This window comes from Streptacidiphilus jiangxiensis (assembly GCF_900109465.1).
In the GTDB taxonomy this organism is placed as follows: domain Bacteria; phylum Actinomycetota; class Actinomycetes; order Streptomycetales; family Streptomycetaceae; genus Streptacidiphilus; species Streptacidiphilus jiangxiensis.
In genome coordinates this window covers 208727-226005 of record NZ_FOAZ01000004.1, presented here as the reverse complement: position 1 = coordinate 226005, position 17279 = coordinate 208727, and the positions used below count along the sequence as shown (strand labels likewise).

Annotated in this window: 18 protein-coding genes; 5 read left to right on the top strand and 13 right to left on the bottom strand. The window is 71.7% G+C overall.

Translation table 11 applies throughout. The features are described 5' to 3' along the window. Positions 1-12: 12 nt before the first annotated feature. The gene (locus BMY61_RS09910; RefSeq protein ID WP_052438233.1) at positions 13-888 is read right to left on the bottom strand and encodes a hypothetical protein; all 876 of its coding nucleotides are present in this window, start codon (positions 886-888) and stop codon (positions 13-15) included. Positions 889-1326: 438 nt separating this feature from the next. On the opposite strand from BMY61_RS09910, the gene sepH reads away from it, so the two are divergent. Next, the gene (gene sepH / locus BMY61_RS09905) at positions 1327-2460 is read left to right on the top strand and encodes a septation protein SepH (RefSeq protein ID WP_075003834.1); all 1134 of its coding nucleotides are present in this window, start codon (positions 1327-1329) and stop codon (positions 2458-2460) included. 267 nt (positions 2461-2727) lie between these two features. On the opposite strand, the gene BMY61_RS09900 is transcribed toward sepH, so the two are convergent. After that, the gene (locus tag BMY61_RS09900) at positions 2728-3582 is read right to left on the bottom strand and encodes a sulfurtransferase (protein ID WP_042441773.1); all 855 of its coding nucleotides are present in this window, start codon (positions 3580-3582) and stop codon (positions 2728-2730) included. 86 nt (positions 3583-3668) lie between these two features. Here BMY61_RS09900 and BMY61_RS09895 point away from each other — a divergent pair, with 86 nt between their 5' ends. Then, complete coding sequence (locus tag BMY61_RS09895) at positions 3669-4448, top strand: VOC family protein (RefSeq protein WP_042441774.1); 780 nt, start codon at positions 3669-3671, stop codon at positions 4446-4448. 126 nt (positions 4449-4574) lie between these two features. Next, positions 4575-5480, top strand: a complete 906-nt coding sequence (locus BMY61_RS09890; protein ID WP_042441775.1) for an alkaline phosphatase family protein — start codon at positions 4575-4577, stop codon at positions 5478-5480. A 105-nt stretch (positions 5481-5585) separates the two neighbouring features. Here BMY61_RS09890 and BMY61_RS09885 read toward each other — a convergent pair whose 3' ends face one another. The 4 genes from BMY61_RS09885 to BMY61_RS09870 form a co-directional block, all read right to left on the bottom strand. Next, on the bottom strand, positions 5586-6260 hold the full coding sequence (locus tag BMY61_RS09885; RefSeq protein ID WP_042441776.1) for a thymidine kinase: 675 nt from the start codon (positions 6258-6260) through the stop codon (positions 5586-5588). Beyond that, on the bottom strand, positions 6253-7437 hold the full coding sequence (locus tag BMY61_RS09880; protein WP_042441777.1) for an alkaline phosphatase family protein: 1185 nt from the start codon (positions 7435-7437) through the stop codon (positions 6253-6255). The genes BMY61_RS09885 and BMY61_RS09880 overlap by 8 nt, the downstream gene beginning before the upstream one ends. A gap of 64 nt (positions 7438-7501) precedes the next feature. Further along, on the bottom strand, positions 7502-8095 hold the full coding sequence (locus BMY61_RS09875; protein ID WP_042441778.1) for a DUF5998 family protein: 594 nt from the start codon (positions 8093-8095) through the stop codon (positions 7502-7504). Positions 8096-8126: 31 nt separating this feature from the next. Further along, positions 8127-11153, bottom strand: a complete 3027-nt coding sequence (locus tag BMY61_RS09870) for a GNAT family N-acetyltransferase (RefSeq protein WP_075003833.1) — start codon at positions 11151-11153, stop codon at positions 8127-8129. 249 nt (positions 11154-11402) lie between these two features. On the opposite strand from BMY61_RS09870, the gene BMY61_RS09865 reads away from it, so the two are divergent. Continuing rightward, the gene (locus BMY61_RS09865; protein WP_042441781.1) at positions 11403-11681 is read left to right on the top strand and encodes an HPr family phosphocarrier protein; all 279 of its coding nucleotides are present in this window, start codon (positions 11403-11405) and stop codon (positions 11679-11681) included. Between the two features lie 314 nt (positions 11682-11995). Here BMY61_RS09865 and BMY61_RS44850 read toward each other — a convergent pair whose 3' ends face one another. Both BMY61_RS44850 and BMY61_RS44845 read right to left on the bottom strand, forming a co-directional pair. After that, entirely contained in the window at positions 11996-12160 is a 165-nt protein-coding gene (locus BMY61_RS44850; protein ID WP_143094253.1) for a thiocillin family RiPP, read from the bottom strand. Positions 12161-12194: 34 nt separating this feature from the next. Next, a complete protein-coding gene (locus tag BMY61_RS44845) occupies positions 12195-12338 on the bottom strand; it encodes a thiocillin family RiPP (RefSeq protein WP_143094252.1) in 144 nt (47 codons plus the stop codon). Positions 12339-12779: 441 nt separating this feature from the next. Between BMY61_RS44845 and BMY61_RS09860 the strand changes: the two genes are divergently transcribed. Then, positions 12780-13427 (top strand): response regulator transcription factor, encoded by a 648-nt coding sequence (locus BMY61_RS09860; protein WP_042441782.1) that lies wholly within the window; start codon positions 12780-12782, stop codon positions 13425-13427. Between the two features lie 72 nt (positions 13428-13499). On the opposite strand, the gene BMY61_RS09855 is transcribed toward BMY61_RS09860, so the two are convergent. From BMY61_RS09855 to BMY61_RS09835, 5 genes are read right to left on the bottom strand one after another with little or no spacing between them, the layout of a single operon-like run. After that, on the bottom strand, positions 13500-13679 hold the full coding sequence (locus BMY61_RS09855) for a hypothetical protein (protein WP_042441783.1): 180 nt from the start codon (positions 13677-13679) through the stop codon (positions 13500-13502). 25 nt (positions 13680-13704) lie between these two features. Further along, on the bottom strand, positions 13705-14313 hold the full coding sequence (locus tag BMY61_RS09850; RefSeq protein ID WP_042441784.1) for a response regulator transcription factor: 609 nt from the start codon (positions 14311-14313) through the stop codon (positions 13705-13707). Continuing rightward, on the bottom strand, positions 14307-15488 hold the full coding sequence (locus BMY61_RS09845) for a sensor histidine kinase (protein ID WP_052438236.1): 1182 nt from the start codon (positions 15486-15488) through the stop codon (positions 14307-14309). The genes BMY61_RS09850 and BMY61_RS09845 overlap by 7 nt, the downstream gene beginning before the upstream one ends. A 53-nt stretch (positions 15489-15541) precedes the next feature. Continuing rightward, positions 15542-16300: an ABC transporter permease gene (locus BMY61_RS09840; protein WP_052438237.1), complete on the bottom strand. Its 759-nt coding sequence runs from the start codon at positions 16298-16300 to the stop codon at positions 15542-15544. After that, positions 16297-17214 (bottom strand): ABC transporter ATP-binding protein, encoded by a 918-nt coding sequence (locus BMY61_RS09835; RefSeq protein WP_042441785.1) that lies wholly within the window; start codon positions 17212-17214, stop codon positions 16297-16299. The genes BMY61_RS09840 and BMY61_RS09835 overlap by 4 nt, the downstream gene beginning before the upstream one ends. Between the last annotated feature and the right edge of the window lie 65 nt (positions 17215-17279).

The following is a 17279-nucleotide window of genomic DNA, read 5'->3' as shown; positions in this document are numbered from 1 at the left end:
GGCCGGCCGCCGCTACGGGGACGGCGCGCCCTGCGGGGTGGCGGCGTCCCCGGACGTGCCCTTGCCCGAATCCGCGCCGCCCGAACCCGAGTTGCCCGTACCCGAGTTGGAGCCCGAGCTGCCGGAGCCCGAGTCGCCCGAGCCCGTGGAACCCTGCGGGCTCGGGGTCGGCGGGGCCGGGTCCGGGGTCGGGCCGGCGCTGCCGCTCGGGTGCGGACTCGGCGAGGTGCTCGGACTGCTCGGCTCCGTCGACGCGCCGCCGTTCTTCCCACCGCTGCCGCCCGAGTGTTCCGTCGACGCCCCCGATGAGGGATCCGCCGGGGCGGACGTGCCGGTGTCCGGCGTGCCGCCACCACCGCCGCCACCGAAGAACTGGGAAGCGGGCGTGCCGGAGGCCTGCTCGATGATCCCGACGGTGGCCATCGCGACCACGAAGACGATCGTGGCCGTGACGGCGTAGACCTTCCAACTCTTGGGTTTGAGACTGGTGCGACCTCGGTAGACGCCGACGGCCTCGCCCTGCTCCGGGGGATTGATTCGCGCCATCATCCGGGTGTGCTCGCCGCCCGGGTCGAAGGGGTCGAAGACCTGCGCCTTCTCGGCCTCGGCCGGTGCGTCCGCGCGGTGCGCGTGTTCGACCGGCGTCGGCGTCGTGGCCATCTCCCGGAACTGCTCGCCGGTGCGCCGGAACACGTGCTGGAACACGGCCGTTCCGGTCGTCGCCCCGATGCTGACCACGGCCGCGCCGAGGAACGTCCCGTAGACGCCCAACTGCGACGCGAGCACCGCACCGACCACGGCCGCGAGCGCGCTCGAGGCCACCTGCGTGAGGCTCAGATCGAGGGTCCTGCGCTTGGGCTTCCCGCCCTTGTTGTCCAGATCCTCCATCAACGCCCCTCGATGCTGCCTTTTGTCCATGGTGCACCAGGTACGACCGTTCGAAGGACCCCGTGGTTCCGGATGGCCGAAATGTGTGAAGATGATCACCGTAAGCCGCGCGGACGACCGCCATCGGAGTGGCGACCCTTGAGAATCCAGCGATTCGCGGCAGACTTGAGCCGCGAGCCGCACCATCCGGGGGCCACGTTTGGAGTAGTGTTGCGTGAAGCCCGGCTGCGCGCGGTCGGCGACGCTCGTCCCGGGGTGCTCGCCGCGCAAGGCGCGACGCCCGGGAGTCGGAACAATGGAACAGTGACAGGCAGTCAAAAGAAGTAACTGTGCCATAACGGTGAGTCGCGGACCGAGGCTGACCCGCCGGGTAACTCTGCAATGTTGTGGTCCGCCGCCCGTCGGCACGCCACACTCGTTACGGGAGCAGCGACGCAGGTGACGTCGGCAGGCACCACCCGGGAGGTAACCGTGCCCGAACTGCGCGTCGTAGCCGTCAGCAGTGACGGCTCACGACTGGTGCTCAAGGCTGCCGATTCGACGGAATACTTCCTTCCGATTGACGAGCGGCTGCGCGCCGCCGTGCGCGGTGACCGGCCCCGCCTCGGTCAGATCGACGTCGAGAGCCACCTCCGCCCCCGTGACATCCAGGCCCGCATCCGCGCCGGCGCGACGGCCGAGGAGGTCGCCCAGCAGGCCGGCATCTCCGTCGAGCGCGTCCGGCGCTTCGAGGGCCCCGTCCTGGCCGAGCGCGCGTTCATGGCCGAGCGCGCCCGCAAGACGCCTGTGCGCCGCGCGGGCGAGTCCACCGGCCCGCAGCTCGGCGACGCCGTCGCCGAGCGCCTGCTGCTGCGCGGCGCGGAGAAGGACAGCACGGTCTGGGACTCCTACCGCCGCGACGACGGCACTTGGGAGATCATTCTCGGCTTCCGCGCCGACGCGACGGCCCGTCAGGCGCGCTGGACCTACGACCCGCCGCGCCGGCTGGTCCAGCCCTGCGACGACGAGGCCCGCGCGCTGATCGGCGAGTCACCCGCACTGGCGGCCGAGCCGACCCACCCCTTCGTCCCCCGCATCGCCCGGCTCCCCGGAGCCGACCGCGGCATGGGCATGCGCCCGCACGCGCCCGAGCGGCCCTCCATCGAGCGGCTCTCACTGGAGCGGCCGGAGCGGGTCGAGCGCGTGGAACGCGTCGAGCGCGGGCCGGAGCCGGCGGTGTCGCCCGCGGCGAGCGCGGCGGCGTCCGCGGCCTCCGCATCGGTGGCGGACCAACTGGACTCGGTCGACTTCCTCGACGTCGTGCCCACGGCTCTGCCGTCGGCGCTGGCGGACGAGTCCACCCTCACCGCGGCCGAGACCGAGATCCCGTCCGCGGCGGCTGCAGCGGGTGCGGGTGCGGGTGCGGCCTACGCCGACATCCTGATGCCTCGTATGGCCACCCCCCACCGCGACCGCCTCATCGGCTCCACCGACCGCCAGGCCGAGGCGGACGGCGTCCGCCCGGGCCGCAGGGCGGCCGTGCCGAGCTGGGACGAGATCGTCTTCGGTACCCGCCGCAAGAAGCAGGACTGACGCTCTGTCACTTCTCGCTCTTGCCTGAGCTTGAGCACTCTCCGGAGACACGAGGCTCTGCTGCCACGCGGCGCAGCCGCAGATCGGCGCAACCGGCTCCGCCGTGCGGGCGCGACCTGGCCGGCTGTGCTCCTTCAGCTAGGTGCACCATTGAGGGGCGCGGGGACCTGCGCGAGCAACCACCGGCGTGCGAATGGCCCCGCTCGGTGAGGACCGTCCGCAGGTCGGTGGGTTGTCGCGCAGTTCCCCGCGCCCCGAGGGCTTCCCTCAGCGCGGGTCCGGGCCGGTGGCTGCGGGGCGGGAGGGGTCGGCGGACCACTCGCTCCAGCTGCCCGGGTAGAGCGTGGCCCGCAGGCCCGCGAGTTCCAGGGCCAGCGCCTCGTGCGCGGCCGTGACGCCGGAGCCGCAGTAGACGGCGATCTCCGTGTCCTCGCGCGCGCCCAGCGCGCGGAAGCGGGCGGCGAGGTCCGCCGCAGGCAGGAAGCGGCCGGTCGCGTCCACGTTCTCCGACGTCGGCGCCGAGGTCGCACCGGGGATGTGGCCCGCGCGCGGGTCCACCGGCTCGGTCTCGCCGCGGTAGCGCTCCCCCGCACGGGCGTCCAGCAGCACCCGGGCGTGGCCGTCCGCCCAGGACGCCGCGCCGTCGGCGTCGATCGTCGGCACCGAGCCGGGGACGACGGTGAAGTCGCCGGACTCGGCCTCCGGCTCCGTCAGCGAGAGCGGGTGGCCCGCCTCGGTCCACGCCTGCAGGCCGCCGTCCAGCACCCGCACGTGACCGTGGCCGGCCCAGCGCAGCAGCCACCAGGCGCGGGCTGCCGACATCGAGGTGGCCGCGTCGTAGACGACGACCTCGCGGTCCGCGCGGACCCCGGCGCGCCGCAGTGCCGCCTGGAGCACCTCCGGCGTCGGCAGCGGGTGGCGGCCGCCCGTGCCGGGCGCGGAGGCGAGCTCTCGGTCGAGGTCGACGTAGTGCGCGCCCGGCACGTGGCCCTTGGCGTACTCCTCCGCGCCGGGCGGTCCGCCCAGACTCCAGCGGATGTCGAGCACCGCCGGGGGGTGCTCCCCGGTGAGCAGGGCGGCGAGGTCGTCAGGGCCGATCAGGAGGGAGGCGGGCTGAGTCATGGCCCCAGTATCCCGATACGCCCCGCCAGGGGACATTCTCGCGCCAACCGCAGCGTTCGCCGTCCCGAGGTGGCAGCATCAGGGAGGTGACGGAGAGCTTGCGGCTACCGCAGGGCACCCCCTGCTGGGTGAGCCTGATGGCGCACGACCTCGACGCGGCCCGCGCCTACTACGCCGCCCTGCTCGGCTGGGAGTTCCATCGCGGCCCCGGCCGGCTCGGCCCGTACGTGCGGGCGACGGTGGACGGCCTGTTCGTCGCGGGGATCGGGCAGGTCGACGACTCGGTCGGCTTCCCCGTCGACTGGATCACCTACTTCGCCGTGGACAGTGCCGACGAGGTGGCGGGCCGGGTACGCGACTGCGGCGGTACGGTCGCGCTCGGCCCCATCGACTCCGCCGACGACGCCGGTCGGCTGGTGGTCGCGGCGGACCCGGCCGGCGCCGTCTTCGGCCTGTGGGAGCCGCGCGCCCACTACGGCTGGCAGCTGCGCCGCGCGCCCGGCTCTGTCGTCTGGAGCGAACTGCGCACCCCCTCGCCGCTGAACGCCGCCGACTTCTACGCCAAGACCTTCGGGCTCGCGGCCGTCCATGCGGGCCGCGCCGAGATCGGCCGCGACGACGGCGCGATGCTGCTGCGCTACGGCGGCCACCGTGTCGCGGGCATCCGCGAGACCGGCCCCGGGGATCCCCGCCCTCGCTGGCGCGTCTACTTCGCCGTCGCCGACCTCGAGGTGTCGGTCAAGACGGCCTTGGCGCTGGGCGGCAGCCTGGAGGAGACCCCGCCCCCGGCCCGCTACGGCGCCGCGGCGTTCCTGCGCGACCCGCAGGGCGGGCCGTTCGCGCTGGTCCGCCTCTCGGAGCCGTGAGCCCGCGTTCACCGAGTTGTCGTGACAAGTTCACCGGCCCGAAGGCATGGAAAGCGCTTACCCACCCCCTGCTCCGCCGTTAGGGTGACGGGAGTCCGATCGCCCGCCGAAGCCCAGGGGCACCACATGCACCTCCCGCACCAGTCCGACCCGCACGCGCGCGCCCGTCGCGTCCTCGTCGTCGGCATCGACGGCGTCCGCCTCGACCTGCTCGGCGAGCTGGACACGCCACGGCTGGACGAGATCGCCGCAGCGGGCTTCCTGGCCCCCGTGCTGATCGACCCGGGCACGCCGACCATGTCCGGACCGTGCTGGGCCACCATCGCGACCGGCGTACACGTCACCAAGCACGCGGTGTGGAACAACGACTTCACCGGGCACCGCCTGGCGGTCTTCCCCGACTTCCTCACCCGCCTCACCCACGGGTTCGGCCGCCGCACGTACGTCGCCGCCGCCTGGGAGCCGCTGGTGCTGGCGCGCGCGGGCGGGCCTCTGTTCAACGGCCCCGGGCGGCTCAGCTTCGTCGCCCCCGCAGCGGAGACCTGCGAGGACTGGGAGGCCGTCGACGAGCGCATGGTCCGCGACGCGGTCGCGGTGCTGCGGGAGGAGGACCCCGAGGCGTCCTTCGTCTACCTCGGTGCCGTCGACGAGACCGCGCACCTGCGCGGCTGCGGCGCGGACTACCGTGCCGCGATCCTGCGCGCCGACGAGCGCCTCGGCCGTCTCCTCGACGCCGTCCGCGCCCGGCCCACCTACGCCGACGAGGACTGGACGGTCATCGTCGTCACCGACCACGGCCACGTCGACGAGGGCGGCCACGGCGGCGACAGCCTGCTGGAGCGCACGGCGTGGATCGCCTGCGCGGGCCCGGAGTTCACTCCCGGCTCGGTCACCGGCCCGCTGCGGCACGTCGACGTCGTCCCCCAGATCTTCGCCTCCCTCGGCCTCACCCCGGACCGCCACTGGACCCTCGACGGCCTCCCGTTCGCCGCCTCCGCCGCGCGCGCCGCAGCGGAGTTCCAGACGGTCTGACGAACCTGCCCGGCGGCTCAACAGGTCGACGGTCATGTCGGTGTTGTGCGCCTGCCGTCCGACCGGCGGGCCTCGGCCCGTCAGAGCTGCCGCCCCGACCGGGGTCTAGCGCTGCTGACCCAGCATCGGGTGGGCGCCGTCGAAGGGGAGGACGTCCGGCGAGAGGGCACCTGCCCGCGCCGTCGCGGACGTCATGCGCTTGCGGTGGTGCCGGCGGCACAGCACCTCGTAGCCGATCTGGTCGTCGTTGACGACCACGTCGCCGACGACGACCTGCGCGCCCTCGACCACCATCACGCCGCCGACCGTGCGCGCGTTGTGCGTCGCCCGCGCGCCGCACCAGCACAGGGCCTCGACCTGCAGCACCTCCACCCGGTCCGCCAGCTCGATCAGCCGCGCCGAGCCGGGGAACAGTCGGGTCCGGAAGTCCGTGGTGATGCCGAAGGTGAAGACGTCGATGGCGAGGTCGTCGACGATCCGGGCCAGCTGGTCGACCTGGGTCGCGTCGAAGAACTGGGCCTCGTCGCAGATCAGGTAGTCGATCCGCTCGCCGGCGGACAGCAGCTTGACCACGTGGTGGTGGAAGTCCATGCCGTCGTCGACCTCGACGGCGGCCGTGCTCAGCCCGAGCCGGCTCGACAGCGTCGCCTCACCCGCGCGGTCGTTGCGGGTGAAGATGATGCCGGCCCGGCCGCGGGCGCGGTGGTTGTGGTCCATCTGCAGCGCCAGCGTGGACTTGCCGCAGTCCATGGTCCCGGAGAAGAAGACCAGCTCAGCCACGACGCACCTCCAGCAGCGGCACCAGCAGTTCCGAGTCGAGCAGCGAGCCGTGCATGCCGATCATCGACGACTCCCCCGGCTCGCGCCGGGTCGCGGTGACCGCCGCGTCGGAGGCCGCGACGGCGACGACGTCGCCGATGCGCTCACGCACCCGGTCCTCCACGACGGGGCCGAACCAGCCCGCCGCGATCGCCTCGTCCCGCGACGCGATCCAGAACCGGTCGCCGAGGCGTTCGCGCCAGGCGGCGAGCAGGTCGGCCTCGGCGCCCGGGCGGGCGTAGAGGTGGCGGGCGCGGCCCTCGCCGCCGAGGAGGAGCATGCCCGCGCGCAGGTCCTCCTGCTCGGGGGCGTCCAGGTCGATGCGGGCCCCGACCGCGGGGTCCGTCGGCACGTCGACCATGCCGTGGTCGGCGGTGACGTAGAGCGCGGAGCGGGGCGGCAGCTGCTCGGCGAGGCGCTGGGCGAGCCGGTCCACGGCCATCAGCTGGCCGCGCCAGGCGTCGGAGTCGGCGCCGTGGCGGTGGCCCATGCCGTCGAGCTCGCTGTAGTAGGTGTAGACGAGCGCGCGGTCGGCGGCGGCCAGCCGCTCGGCGGCGAGGTCCATCCGCTCCTCACCGGTCAGCCGGCCGTGGAACTCGCCCCCGGACAGGGCGACCTCCGTCAGCGGGGTGAACTCGAAGGTCGGCGAGGAGACCTGGCAGGTGGCCACACCGGCCGCGTGGGCGCGCTGGAAGACCGTCGGATAGGGCTGCCAACTGCGCGGGGTGACGTGCGGCTGCCAGCGCAGCTGGTTCATCAGCCGGCGCTGGCCGGGGATCCGCACCAGGTAGCCGGCCAGGCCGTGCTCGCCGGGCGGGCGGCCGGTGCCGAAGGAGCCGAGGCTGGTGGCCGTCGTCGCCGGGAAGCCCGCGGTCAGCGGGCGGCCGGTGCCCGCGAGCGAGCTGGGCAGCAGCGAGGTGAGGAACGGCGCCTCGTCCGGGTGGCCGCGCAGCAGCTCCCAGCCCAGACCGTCGATCAGGAAGACGCAGACGCGGTCGGCGGCGGGGAGCGTCAGGCCCGTCGTGGGCACGCCGTCGGCCTCGGTGAGCCCGAGGCCCGCGGCGACGGCGGGCAGGACGTCCGCCAGGGCGGCCGTGCCGTAGGCGGGGACGGGCGCGGCGGTGTGAGGGAGAGTCATCAAGTCGTTTCTACGGGACACGGGCGACGTGGACGACGCGGACGGGCTGCGCAGGGAACCGAGGTCAGTCCGCCGTACGCGCCGTGGCCTCGGAGAGGGCGCGGGCGAAGGCGAGCGCCTGGCCGACGGTCTCCGGGCCGTCGCCCGCCTCACTGACGCGCAGCGAGAGGTCGTCGGCGGTCGTGGAGCCGGTGTAGCCGTGGTCGGCGTCGCAGTTCGGGTCGCCGCAGGCGGCGGGCTCCAGGTCGATCCGGGAGACGGCGCCCCAGCCGATCGTGAGCACGACCTCGCGCGGCAGCGAGCCACGGACGTAGGTCTCCGGGTTCGCCACGACGCGGCTCACGACGACGGAGGAGATCTGGCCGATCTTGACGCTCTCGGTGGAGGTCGTCGCGTACGGCACCGGCGAGGTGTCGTCCGCGCCCTGCTCGTCGGTGTGGCTCACGATGAAGCGCGTGTCGGTCAGCACCAGCACCGTGACGTGGCGGCGGACCTCGTTGGCGTCGAAGGTGGTCTCCTGGTGCACCAGGTAGGCCTCGACACCCTCGTTGCCCACGGCCTGCTCGACGGCCTCGGACACGAGGGTCGGGTAGTAGCCGCTGCGCTCGATCGCGGAGCGCAGCCCCTGGGTGGTGGTCGTCGTACCGGTCTTCGCCATACCTACCATCCTGGCACGAGCCGGGCCCGGCTCATGCCAGCGCGCGCGGTCCGAGGTCGGTCCGGGCGGGCAACCGGGCCAGCCGGACTTCCGCTCCCAGCACCGTCAGGCCCTTCCGCCCCACCCGAACAGGCTCCAACGTGAGCGAGGCCACCTCGGGCAGGTCGTCCACGAGCTGCGAGACGCGCAGCAGGAGCAGCTCCAGCGCGTCGGTGTCGACCGGCTCCGAGCCGTGCCAGCCGAAGAGCAGCGGTGCGGCCTTGATCTCCCGGATCAGCCCGGCGGACTCCGCCGCGGTGGCCGGAACGAGCCGGTGTGCGACGTCCCCGAGGAGCTCGGAGGCGACGCCCGCGAGCCCGAAGGCGAGGATCGCGCCGACCGCCGGATCGACGCTGGCGGAGACGGTCGTGTCGACGGCGCCGGGTTCCTTCGGGCCGGGATCGCCGCTCTCGACCCGGACTCCGTAGCAGGCCAGCAGCCGGGCGGCGGTCGCCGCGTCGAGCACCGCCTCCTTGCTGCCCCCGAGCGCCTCGGCGACGATCGCGCGCGCCCGCTGCTCGGCGACGTCGTCGAACTCCGGGAACGCCCGCGGCTCGGCACTCCACACCCGCCACTGCGCGTACCGCGCGGCATGCGCGAGCGCCCGCACCGCCCGCTCGGGGCGCGGATACCCGGGCACCCTCCCGGCCCGCGGCTGGGCCGGGGGCTCGTTCCCCTCCCCCGGCCCGCCGGAGGCGGCGGAGCCGCCTGGCACGGGCTCGGCGGCAGTGACCGCGGGCGCGCCCCGCACTCCCGGCGCGGCCGAGGGCGCTGGGCCACCGACCGTGGGCACGCCCGCCCCACCGGAGGCAGCGGCCTGCGCGGGCGCGGCACCCGGCGCGGAGCCAGCTGGCACCGATGCAGCCGCCTGCCCGGGCGCGACACCCGGCGCAGAGCCAGCGGGCACCGAGGCAGCCGCCTGCCCGGGCGCGACACCCGGCGCGGAGCCAGCGGGCACCGAACCACCAGACACCGAGGCAGCGGCCTGCGCGGGCGCGGCACCCGGCGCGGAGCCAGCGGGCACCAAGGCAGCCGCCTGCCCGGGCGCGACACCCGGCGTGGAGCCCGGAGCGGGGGCGGGCGTGGTCGGCTCTGCTGGGGGCTCGCTGATCAGGTCCACCAGTTCCGGCATGGCGAGGTGGACGACGACCATGGGCTTGCCCGCGTCACGGGCGCGCGCCGCGCTGTCGCGGAGGGCGGCGGCGAGAGGGGCGAGGTCGAGGAGGGGGAGGCGTTCCGCAACCGGCGGGAGGTTGGTGCGGCTGATCAGCCCGGAGCCCGGGAAGCTGGGAAAGCCGCCTGCGCCGATCGGGGGGATGACGACGGCGACGACCGCGTCGCTGTCGGGGCGGTCGATCGCGGCACGCAGGCCGCGGCGGAAGTCGTCCGGGGTGGCGCTGGTGGTGAGGTCGTGCGGGAGCAGCGGCTGCAGCCCGGCGCCGAGCGCCGCGTCGTGGGTGAGCAGGCCGACGGAGTCGGAGTTGCCGACGATGGCCAGACGCGGGCCCGCGGGCAGCGGCTGGTGGGCGAGCAGGTCGGCCGCGTCGTACAGCTCGGTGATGGTGTCCACGCGGATGACGCCCGCCTGCTGGAAGAGGGTGTCGACGGTGGAGTCGGCGATGCGACGGATCGCCGCCGCGTGCCCGGCGGGGATGCTGCGGGTGTCACGGCCGCCCTTGACCACGACGAGCGGCTTGCGCGCGGCCACCCGCCGCGCCAGGCGGCTGAACTTGCGGGGGTTGCCGAAGGACTCCAGGTAGAGCAGTGCGACGCCGGTGGCCTCGTCCTCCTCGAAGAACTGGAGCAGGTCGTTGCCGGAGACGTCGGCCCGGTTGCCGGCCGAGGCGAACGAGGAGATGCCGAGGCCGCGTCGGTGCGCGGCCTCCAGCAGCGCGGCGCCGATCGCACCGGACTGGGTGAAGATGCCGAGCGGCCCGCGCCGGGGCAGCTGCGGCGAGAGGGAGGCGTCGAGCCGCACGGCGGGATCGGTGTTGATCAACCCGAACGCGTTCGGGCCGAGCACGCGCATGCCCGCCGCGCGTGCCTGACGGACCAGCTCACGCTGGCGGGCACGGCCGTCGAGGCCCGTCTCGGCGTACCCGGCGGTGATCACGACCAGCCCGCGCACGCCCGCCGCACCGCAGTCCGCGACGACGTCCGGCACCTGCTCGGCGGGGACGGCGACGACGGCGAGATCGACCGGTTCCGCGACGTCGGCGATCGAGGCGTGGACGGGCACGCCGTCGAGCTCACCGAGCTCTGCGGTCGGGTCGGCGGCGGCACGGTTGATCGCGTAGAGCGGGCCGGTGAAGCCGCCCGCCAGCAGGTTGCGCAGCAGCGTACGGCCGACGCCCACGGGGTTGCGTCCGGCGCCGATCACCGCGACGGAGCGGGGTGCGAGCAGGCGCTGCATCGACCGCGCCTCGGCGCGGTGCTCGCGGGCGCGCATGACCGCGAGGGACTCCTCGGTCGGCGCCAGGTCGAGCTCGAAATGGAGCACGCCGTCGGTGAAGCTGCGCTGCTGGGTGTAGCCGGCCTCGGTGAAGACCTTGGCCATCTTGCGGTTCTCCGGCAGCACCTCGGCGACGAAGCGGCGGATGCCGCGCTCGCGCGCGGTCGCGGCGATGTGCTCCAGCAGCGCGGAGGCGACACCGCGGCCCTGGTGCGCGTCCTGCACCAGGAACGCGACCTCCGCCTCGGTGCCGGTGCCGGACGGCCGGCCGGTCTCGTCGATGCGGTCGTAGCGGACGGTCGCGATGAACTGGTCGTTGACGAGCGCGGCCAGGCCGACCCGGTCGACGAAGTCGTGGTGGGTGAAGTGCCGGACGTCCTTGGCGGACAGCCGCGGGTAGGGAGCGAAGAAGCGGTAGTACTTCGACTGGTCCGACACCAGCTGGTAGAAGGCGACGAGCCGGTCCGCGTCGTCCGGGACGATCGGGCGGATCCGGGCCGTGCCGCCGTCTCGCAGCACGATGTCGGCCTCCCAGTGGGCCGGGTAGCTCTCGCGGCTCTCGCTCACTCGCTCAGGTTAACCGCGGAACCGGCACGGGTACGGTGCGACGCAGAAGCGGTCGTGGGCGACTTTTCCGGTGGGACCGGGCGGGACGTTGGGCCCGAATAGGTCCCGATCCGGAGCAGGACGGTCCGCTCCAGCGGGAGGCGTGCCAGAATGGTCTAGACAACATGGGACGAGGTTCCACCGTGGAGCCGAATGTTCCGAATATCCTGAGTTGTCCGAGTTTCCTGCACCACGCGAAAGGCACGCACCATGGCTGAGCGCCGCGTCACCATCGGCTGGCCGGAGGGCCTGCACGCCCGTCCCGCCTCGATCTTCGTCCGCGCCGCCGGTGCGGTGGGCGTGCCGGTGACCATCTCCAAGAACGGCGGCGACCCGGTCAACGCCGCGTCCATGCTCGCCCTGCTGGGACTGGGCGCCCAGGCCGGCGAGGAGGTCGTCCTCGCCTCCGACGCGGCGGACGCGGACGCGGCACTGGACCGCCTCGCGAAGCTGGTCGGCGAGGGCCTCGACGAGCTGCCCGCCGCCTGAGGCTGCCCCTGCACCATCCAGGGGCGCGGGGCTCTGCCGACTTGCGGCTCCGCCGCGGGAGAAGGACGCGATGACACCGAGTTCCGTGTGGCGCGCGACCAGCCGAGCTTCGCCGCCCCGAGCTCGCGCTCCGACAGGTGGCCAACCGGCTGCGCGGCGCGCACTCGTCGGCGCGGTCGCTGGGCACACCCGGGACAGGGCCCAGACGGTTCAGGGCCCACGTTCGAGCCCACACTCTGACCGAGGAGCGAGCCGACAGCCCGACGGAAGCCCGAAGGGGCCCCTCTGACAGAGGGGCCCCTTCAGTCGTCAGCCTAGAGGCTGCTCCAGCAGGCGGCGCTGCCGAGGCTCGCCGGGGTGCTGGCCGTGCCGACACAGCTGAACGAGCCCGCGCCCGCGACCTCGTCCAGCTCCTCGATGCCCAGGTCCTCAACCGTCAGGACCTGCGCGTCGCCGGTGATCTGGTTCTCGTTGGACATGACGTCCCCTCCCTTGGCATGTGCCCGGTGTGGATCAGAAGCTGGCGGTGCCGACGCAGGCCGCGCTGCTGACCGGCGTGCTGACGCTGGACGCGCAGCCGGCGCAGCTGTCAGCCGCGGTCACGTCGTTCAGCTCCTCGATGGTCAGGTCCTCGACCATGAGCTCAGTCGTTTCCATTTCGTTCCCTCCTCCCAGACGAATCGCTCTCTGCCGAAAAGCTTGCCAAACTGCACGCCGGCCGTCTTCTGGCATCCGATCGATCTTCGGGAGCAGCGGATGGCCTACGCGACGCCCGTGCACTCAGCCTTTCGTTGAGGAGCTGCCGACCGACAGGCCAACGGCCGGGACACCTGCATTTCAGTCCGGAGCGAATTGGAATCCGCCGACTTTCCGAATGAATTCGTTGGGACAGTATTCAACAATACAGAAGAAGTGGAGTCGGCCCATCCGATTCATGGACGCTATGTCCTGTTTGTCCAGCATCTTGCAACCCTGGACCCTTGAGTCTCAAATGATGCTCAAGCAACCGTCCAGTTCTTGATCTGTGCACATCGATGATGCATGATCTGATACAAGAACAGGATAGGCGCCGGTCTCAAGCAATCTGGGGGAAAAACCTTGAGGATAACCATCTCCGTCTGTTCCGACGACCCGCTCTCCGGTGCGGGACTGGGCGCACTGCTGGCGGCGCAGGAGGATTTCGAGGTGATCGGCCAGTCCTCGAGCGCCGGCGAGACGGTCCAGAAAATGAGGGACACACGTCCGGATGTGGCCGTCGTGTCGCTGTCGGAGATCGACATCGCGGCCCACCGAGAGATGGCGACGGCTGCCAAGGTGGTGACCCTCGCGGACATCGGAGTAGAGCTCAGCCCCTCTGACGTGCTGACACTCAACGCGCGGGCCGTGCTCACGCCGAGCGTGACGCCCGGGGAGCTCATCCAGACGATTCGGGTGGTCGCAGCCGGAGATGCCGTCCTGATACCCCTCACGGTCTCCCGGCACATCGATTCCGTCATGCAGAACTCGTCCGCTTCCCGGGTCGGTGCCTCGATCACGCAACTGACCGAGCGGGAGACTGATGTCCTCGGTCTGCTGGCGAGAGGCCTTTCAAATTCCGAGGTGGCCGATCGCCTTTTCATCTCCGGATCCACGGTCAGATCGCACGTGCATCACATTCTGCAGAAACTCTCGGTACGCAGCCGGGCGCAGGCGGTCGCCGCCGCCTATGAATTAGGGCTTTCCTCGCTCGCCATGGAAATGAGGTAACGGCACTCCCGAGCAAAAGTCCCGGTGGCGTGGAAGTCGATGCGACTTCCACGCCACCGGGACTCTTGTGTATCAGCTCGCGTTGGCGCCGAAGCCGCCCGAGATGCGCTTGATCTTGTCCTTGCGAGCGGCGGCGTCGTCCTTGTCCTCGGACTTCTTCTTGCCCTTGTCGCCCTTGTAGCCGATGACCTTCTCCAGCGGCTCGTGGCCGGAGTCGTCCTTGTTCTCGTCCTTCTTCCGGAACAGACTCATCGTGCCTCTCCCATTCTGGTGGTATTTACAGCCAGCCCATGCTCTGGGCGTATCGGACGGCGCCGGCCCTGTTGCCGACCCCTAGCTTGGTGACGGCCGCCGACATGTAGTTGCGGACGGTCCCCTCGCTCAGCGCCAGGTCGTGCGCGATGCTCGCGAGCGGCCGACCGTCCTCGGCAAGCCGAAGGATCTCCAACTCCCTTGGTCCCAGCGGGCATTCGCCGATGAACATGGCGTCGGCGGCAATCTCGGGATCAAGGTACCGCCCACCTGCGTGGACCTCTCGGATGACGTCGGCGAGCCGGCTGCCGGAGATGTTCTTGGTGACGAATCCCCGGGCCCCCGCCTGGACCCCGCGTCTCAGATAGCCAGGGCGCCCATGGCTGGTCAGCAGGAGCACCGAGATCTCCGGGTGGGCGACGCGGAGCTTCTCCGCGGTGATCAGACCGTCCATGCCCGGCATGTCGATGTCGAGCACCGCCACATCGCAAGCGACCTGTGTCGCAAGCACCATCGTCTCCTCACCGTCGGCGGCCTCGGCCACCACGGTGATGTCGTCCTCCAGTGAGACGAGTCTCGCAAGTGCGGTGCGAACAAGCTCCTGGTCCTCCGCGATCAGAACCCGGATCACGATTCTCCCTCCTTCTCCGCCTGGCCCCAGGGCTCCCCGGTCGGGTCGTGGGTCCCGCCGCGTACGAGCGGTGCCGTGGCCCTCAGCCGGAACTCGTCCTCGGAGATCCGCTCACCGGACAGCCTCCCGTCGATACCGGCCAGTCGTTCGGCAAGGCCGACAAGACCGCTGCCCGCCCCCCTCCCCTGGGCCTGCCGATCCGCTCGGATCCCGTTGTTGACGAGGTCCAGGACGAGGTCTCCGCCGACGGCGCGCATGGTGATCTCGCACCGGGTGGCCCGGCTGTGTCTGAGCACGTTGGTCACGCCCTCCCGAATCACCCAGCTCAGGACTTCCTGAACCTGGGCCGGCAGCGCCCGCGGTACGGCATCCGCCGAGCTCCGGATTCCCGCCGCCTCCAGCACACTGACCGCTCCTTCGAGCTCCGCGTCCAGGGACTGCCCGCGGTAGCCGCGCACGAGACTGCGGATCTCCCCTGCAGACCGCCGGGCGATCTCGACCACGGCGTTCATCTCCTCGGTCGCGGTGCACGGGTCCCGGTCGGTCAGCCTCGCCGCGACCTCGCCCTTGATGGAGATCACCGAGAGGCTGTGGCCGAGCACGTCGTGCAGGTCCCGAGAGAACCGGAGACGCTCCTCGACCACCGCCAGCCGTGCCAACTCCACCCGATTGCGTTCGATCTCGCGGCTCAGCAAGGCGATCTTCCCCACGGCGTAGATCACCGACATCTCGATCACCGCACGTCCCATCAGATCCACGACCTGCGCCTCGGGGAGCCCCTGGTGCGAGATCGCGAGATAGATGCTCGCCAGGGTGCCGAGCACGACCGGCACCGCCCGGTAGCGGCTCAGGGCGAACCCGGCGGTTCCGCCGAAGAGGGCCGGCAGTGCGACCAGCGCCGGACCGAACTGCAGGTAGAGGCCGACAGCGATGACGCCGAGGCAGACCAGGGACCACGGCTTGTTGCCCCATCTCGGACCGGCCTGGCCGCCGTGCCGAACAGCGAGGAGCAGAGCTGCGAAGAAGGCCGCCATGCCCCCCAGTGCGACACCGGACTGGGCAGCGTTCAACCGGCTGAACCCGGAGGAGAACAGCGGCTCCACGCCGTAGAGGACGCAGAGGGACATCAGCAGGACGGTCACCGAGCGGGCAGCGGCCAGGCGCGACCGTGTCCCCATCGTTCCCCCACCTCCACGCCGCCGACGGGGTCACCGCGGGCTCCGTCGTGTCGTCAACTCGTCCGCCTGGGATCCCAGCGGAACAGTCTCCGGGCCAGGGCGAAGCCGATGACGGTCCATGCCAACATAACACCGAGATCACCGAGATCCGTCGGCAAGGACTCCTGCCCCAGGTAGGCGGTACGCACAACGCGCACGACCGGTGTCATCGGGAGGTAGGGCGCGACCAGCCGCAGGAAGGCGGGTAGTTGGGAGACCGGGGAGTAGACCCCGGAGCAGAACATGGACACCACCATGGCCGGCGTGACGATCCACATGGCGGTGTCCGCGCCCGGCAGGACGCCCGAGACACCGATGGCGAGCATGGTGAACATGGCTGAACCCAGCAGGATGCCCAGGACCAGCAGAGCGATGTCATGTGGTGCCCCCGAGCCCAGGAACACCGCGCCGTAGACCATCAGCAGACTGGCGACCACACAGCTCGGGATCGCGGCCGCCAGGGCCTCGCCCGCGAAGATCGAGCTGTCGGGCAGGGCCGAAGCCCGGAGCCGCTTGTAGATCAACGCGTCCCGCCGCGAGGTGACCGCGTTCACCAGGTTGTAGACGGTGAAGAACAGGGCGAAGGCCATGAGCCCGGTGAGCACGTAGAGGCTGCCCGGCATACGCGAGATGACGGTGTGTCGGGCCTGCAGCGGGAGGAACGCTCCGAGCCCCAGAGGCAGTGCCGTGCCCGTCAGCGCGATGCCGATGCGCTTCCAGTACACCTGCTGGGACAGCCGGAACTGGGCGGCGGCGTAGGTGAGCCAGGTCATCGAGTCGTCCTTTCGCCGGTCGCGATGTCCAGGAAGACGTCCTCCAGCGAGCCGGCGTCCACATGGATGTCGGTGAGGTCCAGGTTCCGCGTGTCGGCCCAACCGAGCAGGAGCCCGAGTGTCCGCTGTGGCTCCCGGGTGGTGACGCTGACCTGGCCCGCCTCTTCTTCCACCTGCGTGTTCTCCGGCCGGGGCAGGTCTGCCAGGGTCAGCGGTGCCGGGAGACTGAAGGTGATGGTCGACGCGGTTCTCGCCCGGATCTCGGCGAGCGAACCCTCCCGGACGATGCTGCCCCGATCCATGATCGCGAGGCGGTCCGCGAGGAACTCGGCTTCCTCCATGTAGTGGGTGGTGAGCAGGACGGTCATCCCGCGCTGCGCCAACTCCCGCAGGAGGTTCCAGGTGTTGCGTCGTGCTTCCGGGTCCAGCCCCGTGGTCGGCTCGTCGAGGAACAGCACTTCGGGTCCGCCCAGCAGGCTCAGCGCGAGGTCGAGGCGCCGCCGCTCGCCACCGGACAGACGACCGACCCCGGTTGACGTCCTGTGGGTCAGCCCGACCAGCTCCAGCACCTCCGCGCGGGGCCGCGCCCCTGGGGTGAACCGACGCCAGGCGTCGATCGTCTCGGCGACGGTGAGACTCTCGAAGAAGCCGGCCTCCTGCAGCATGATCCCCAGGCGGGAGCCGAGCTTGGCCCGGTCCCGGGCCGGGTCCAGGCCGAGTACCCGGACCGAGCCGCTCGTGGGTCGCAGGAAGCCTCCCAGCACGTCGAGCGTGGTCGTCTTGCCCGCGCCGTTCGTACCCAGCAGCGCGAAGATCTGGCCGCGTCGTACCTCGAACGAAATTCCGTCGACCGCCGGAAAATCACCGTATTTCTTGCGGAGATCGCGGACCTCGATGACTGACTCATTGAGCATGGAATGATGCTATGTCATTTCGTCGCGCGGCCACCAGTTGTAGAGGTCACCAGCTCCGTACGCAT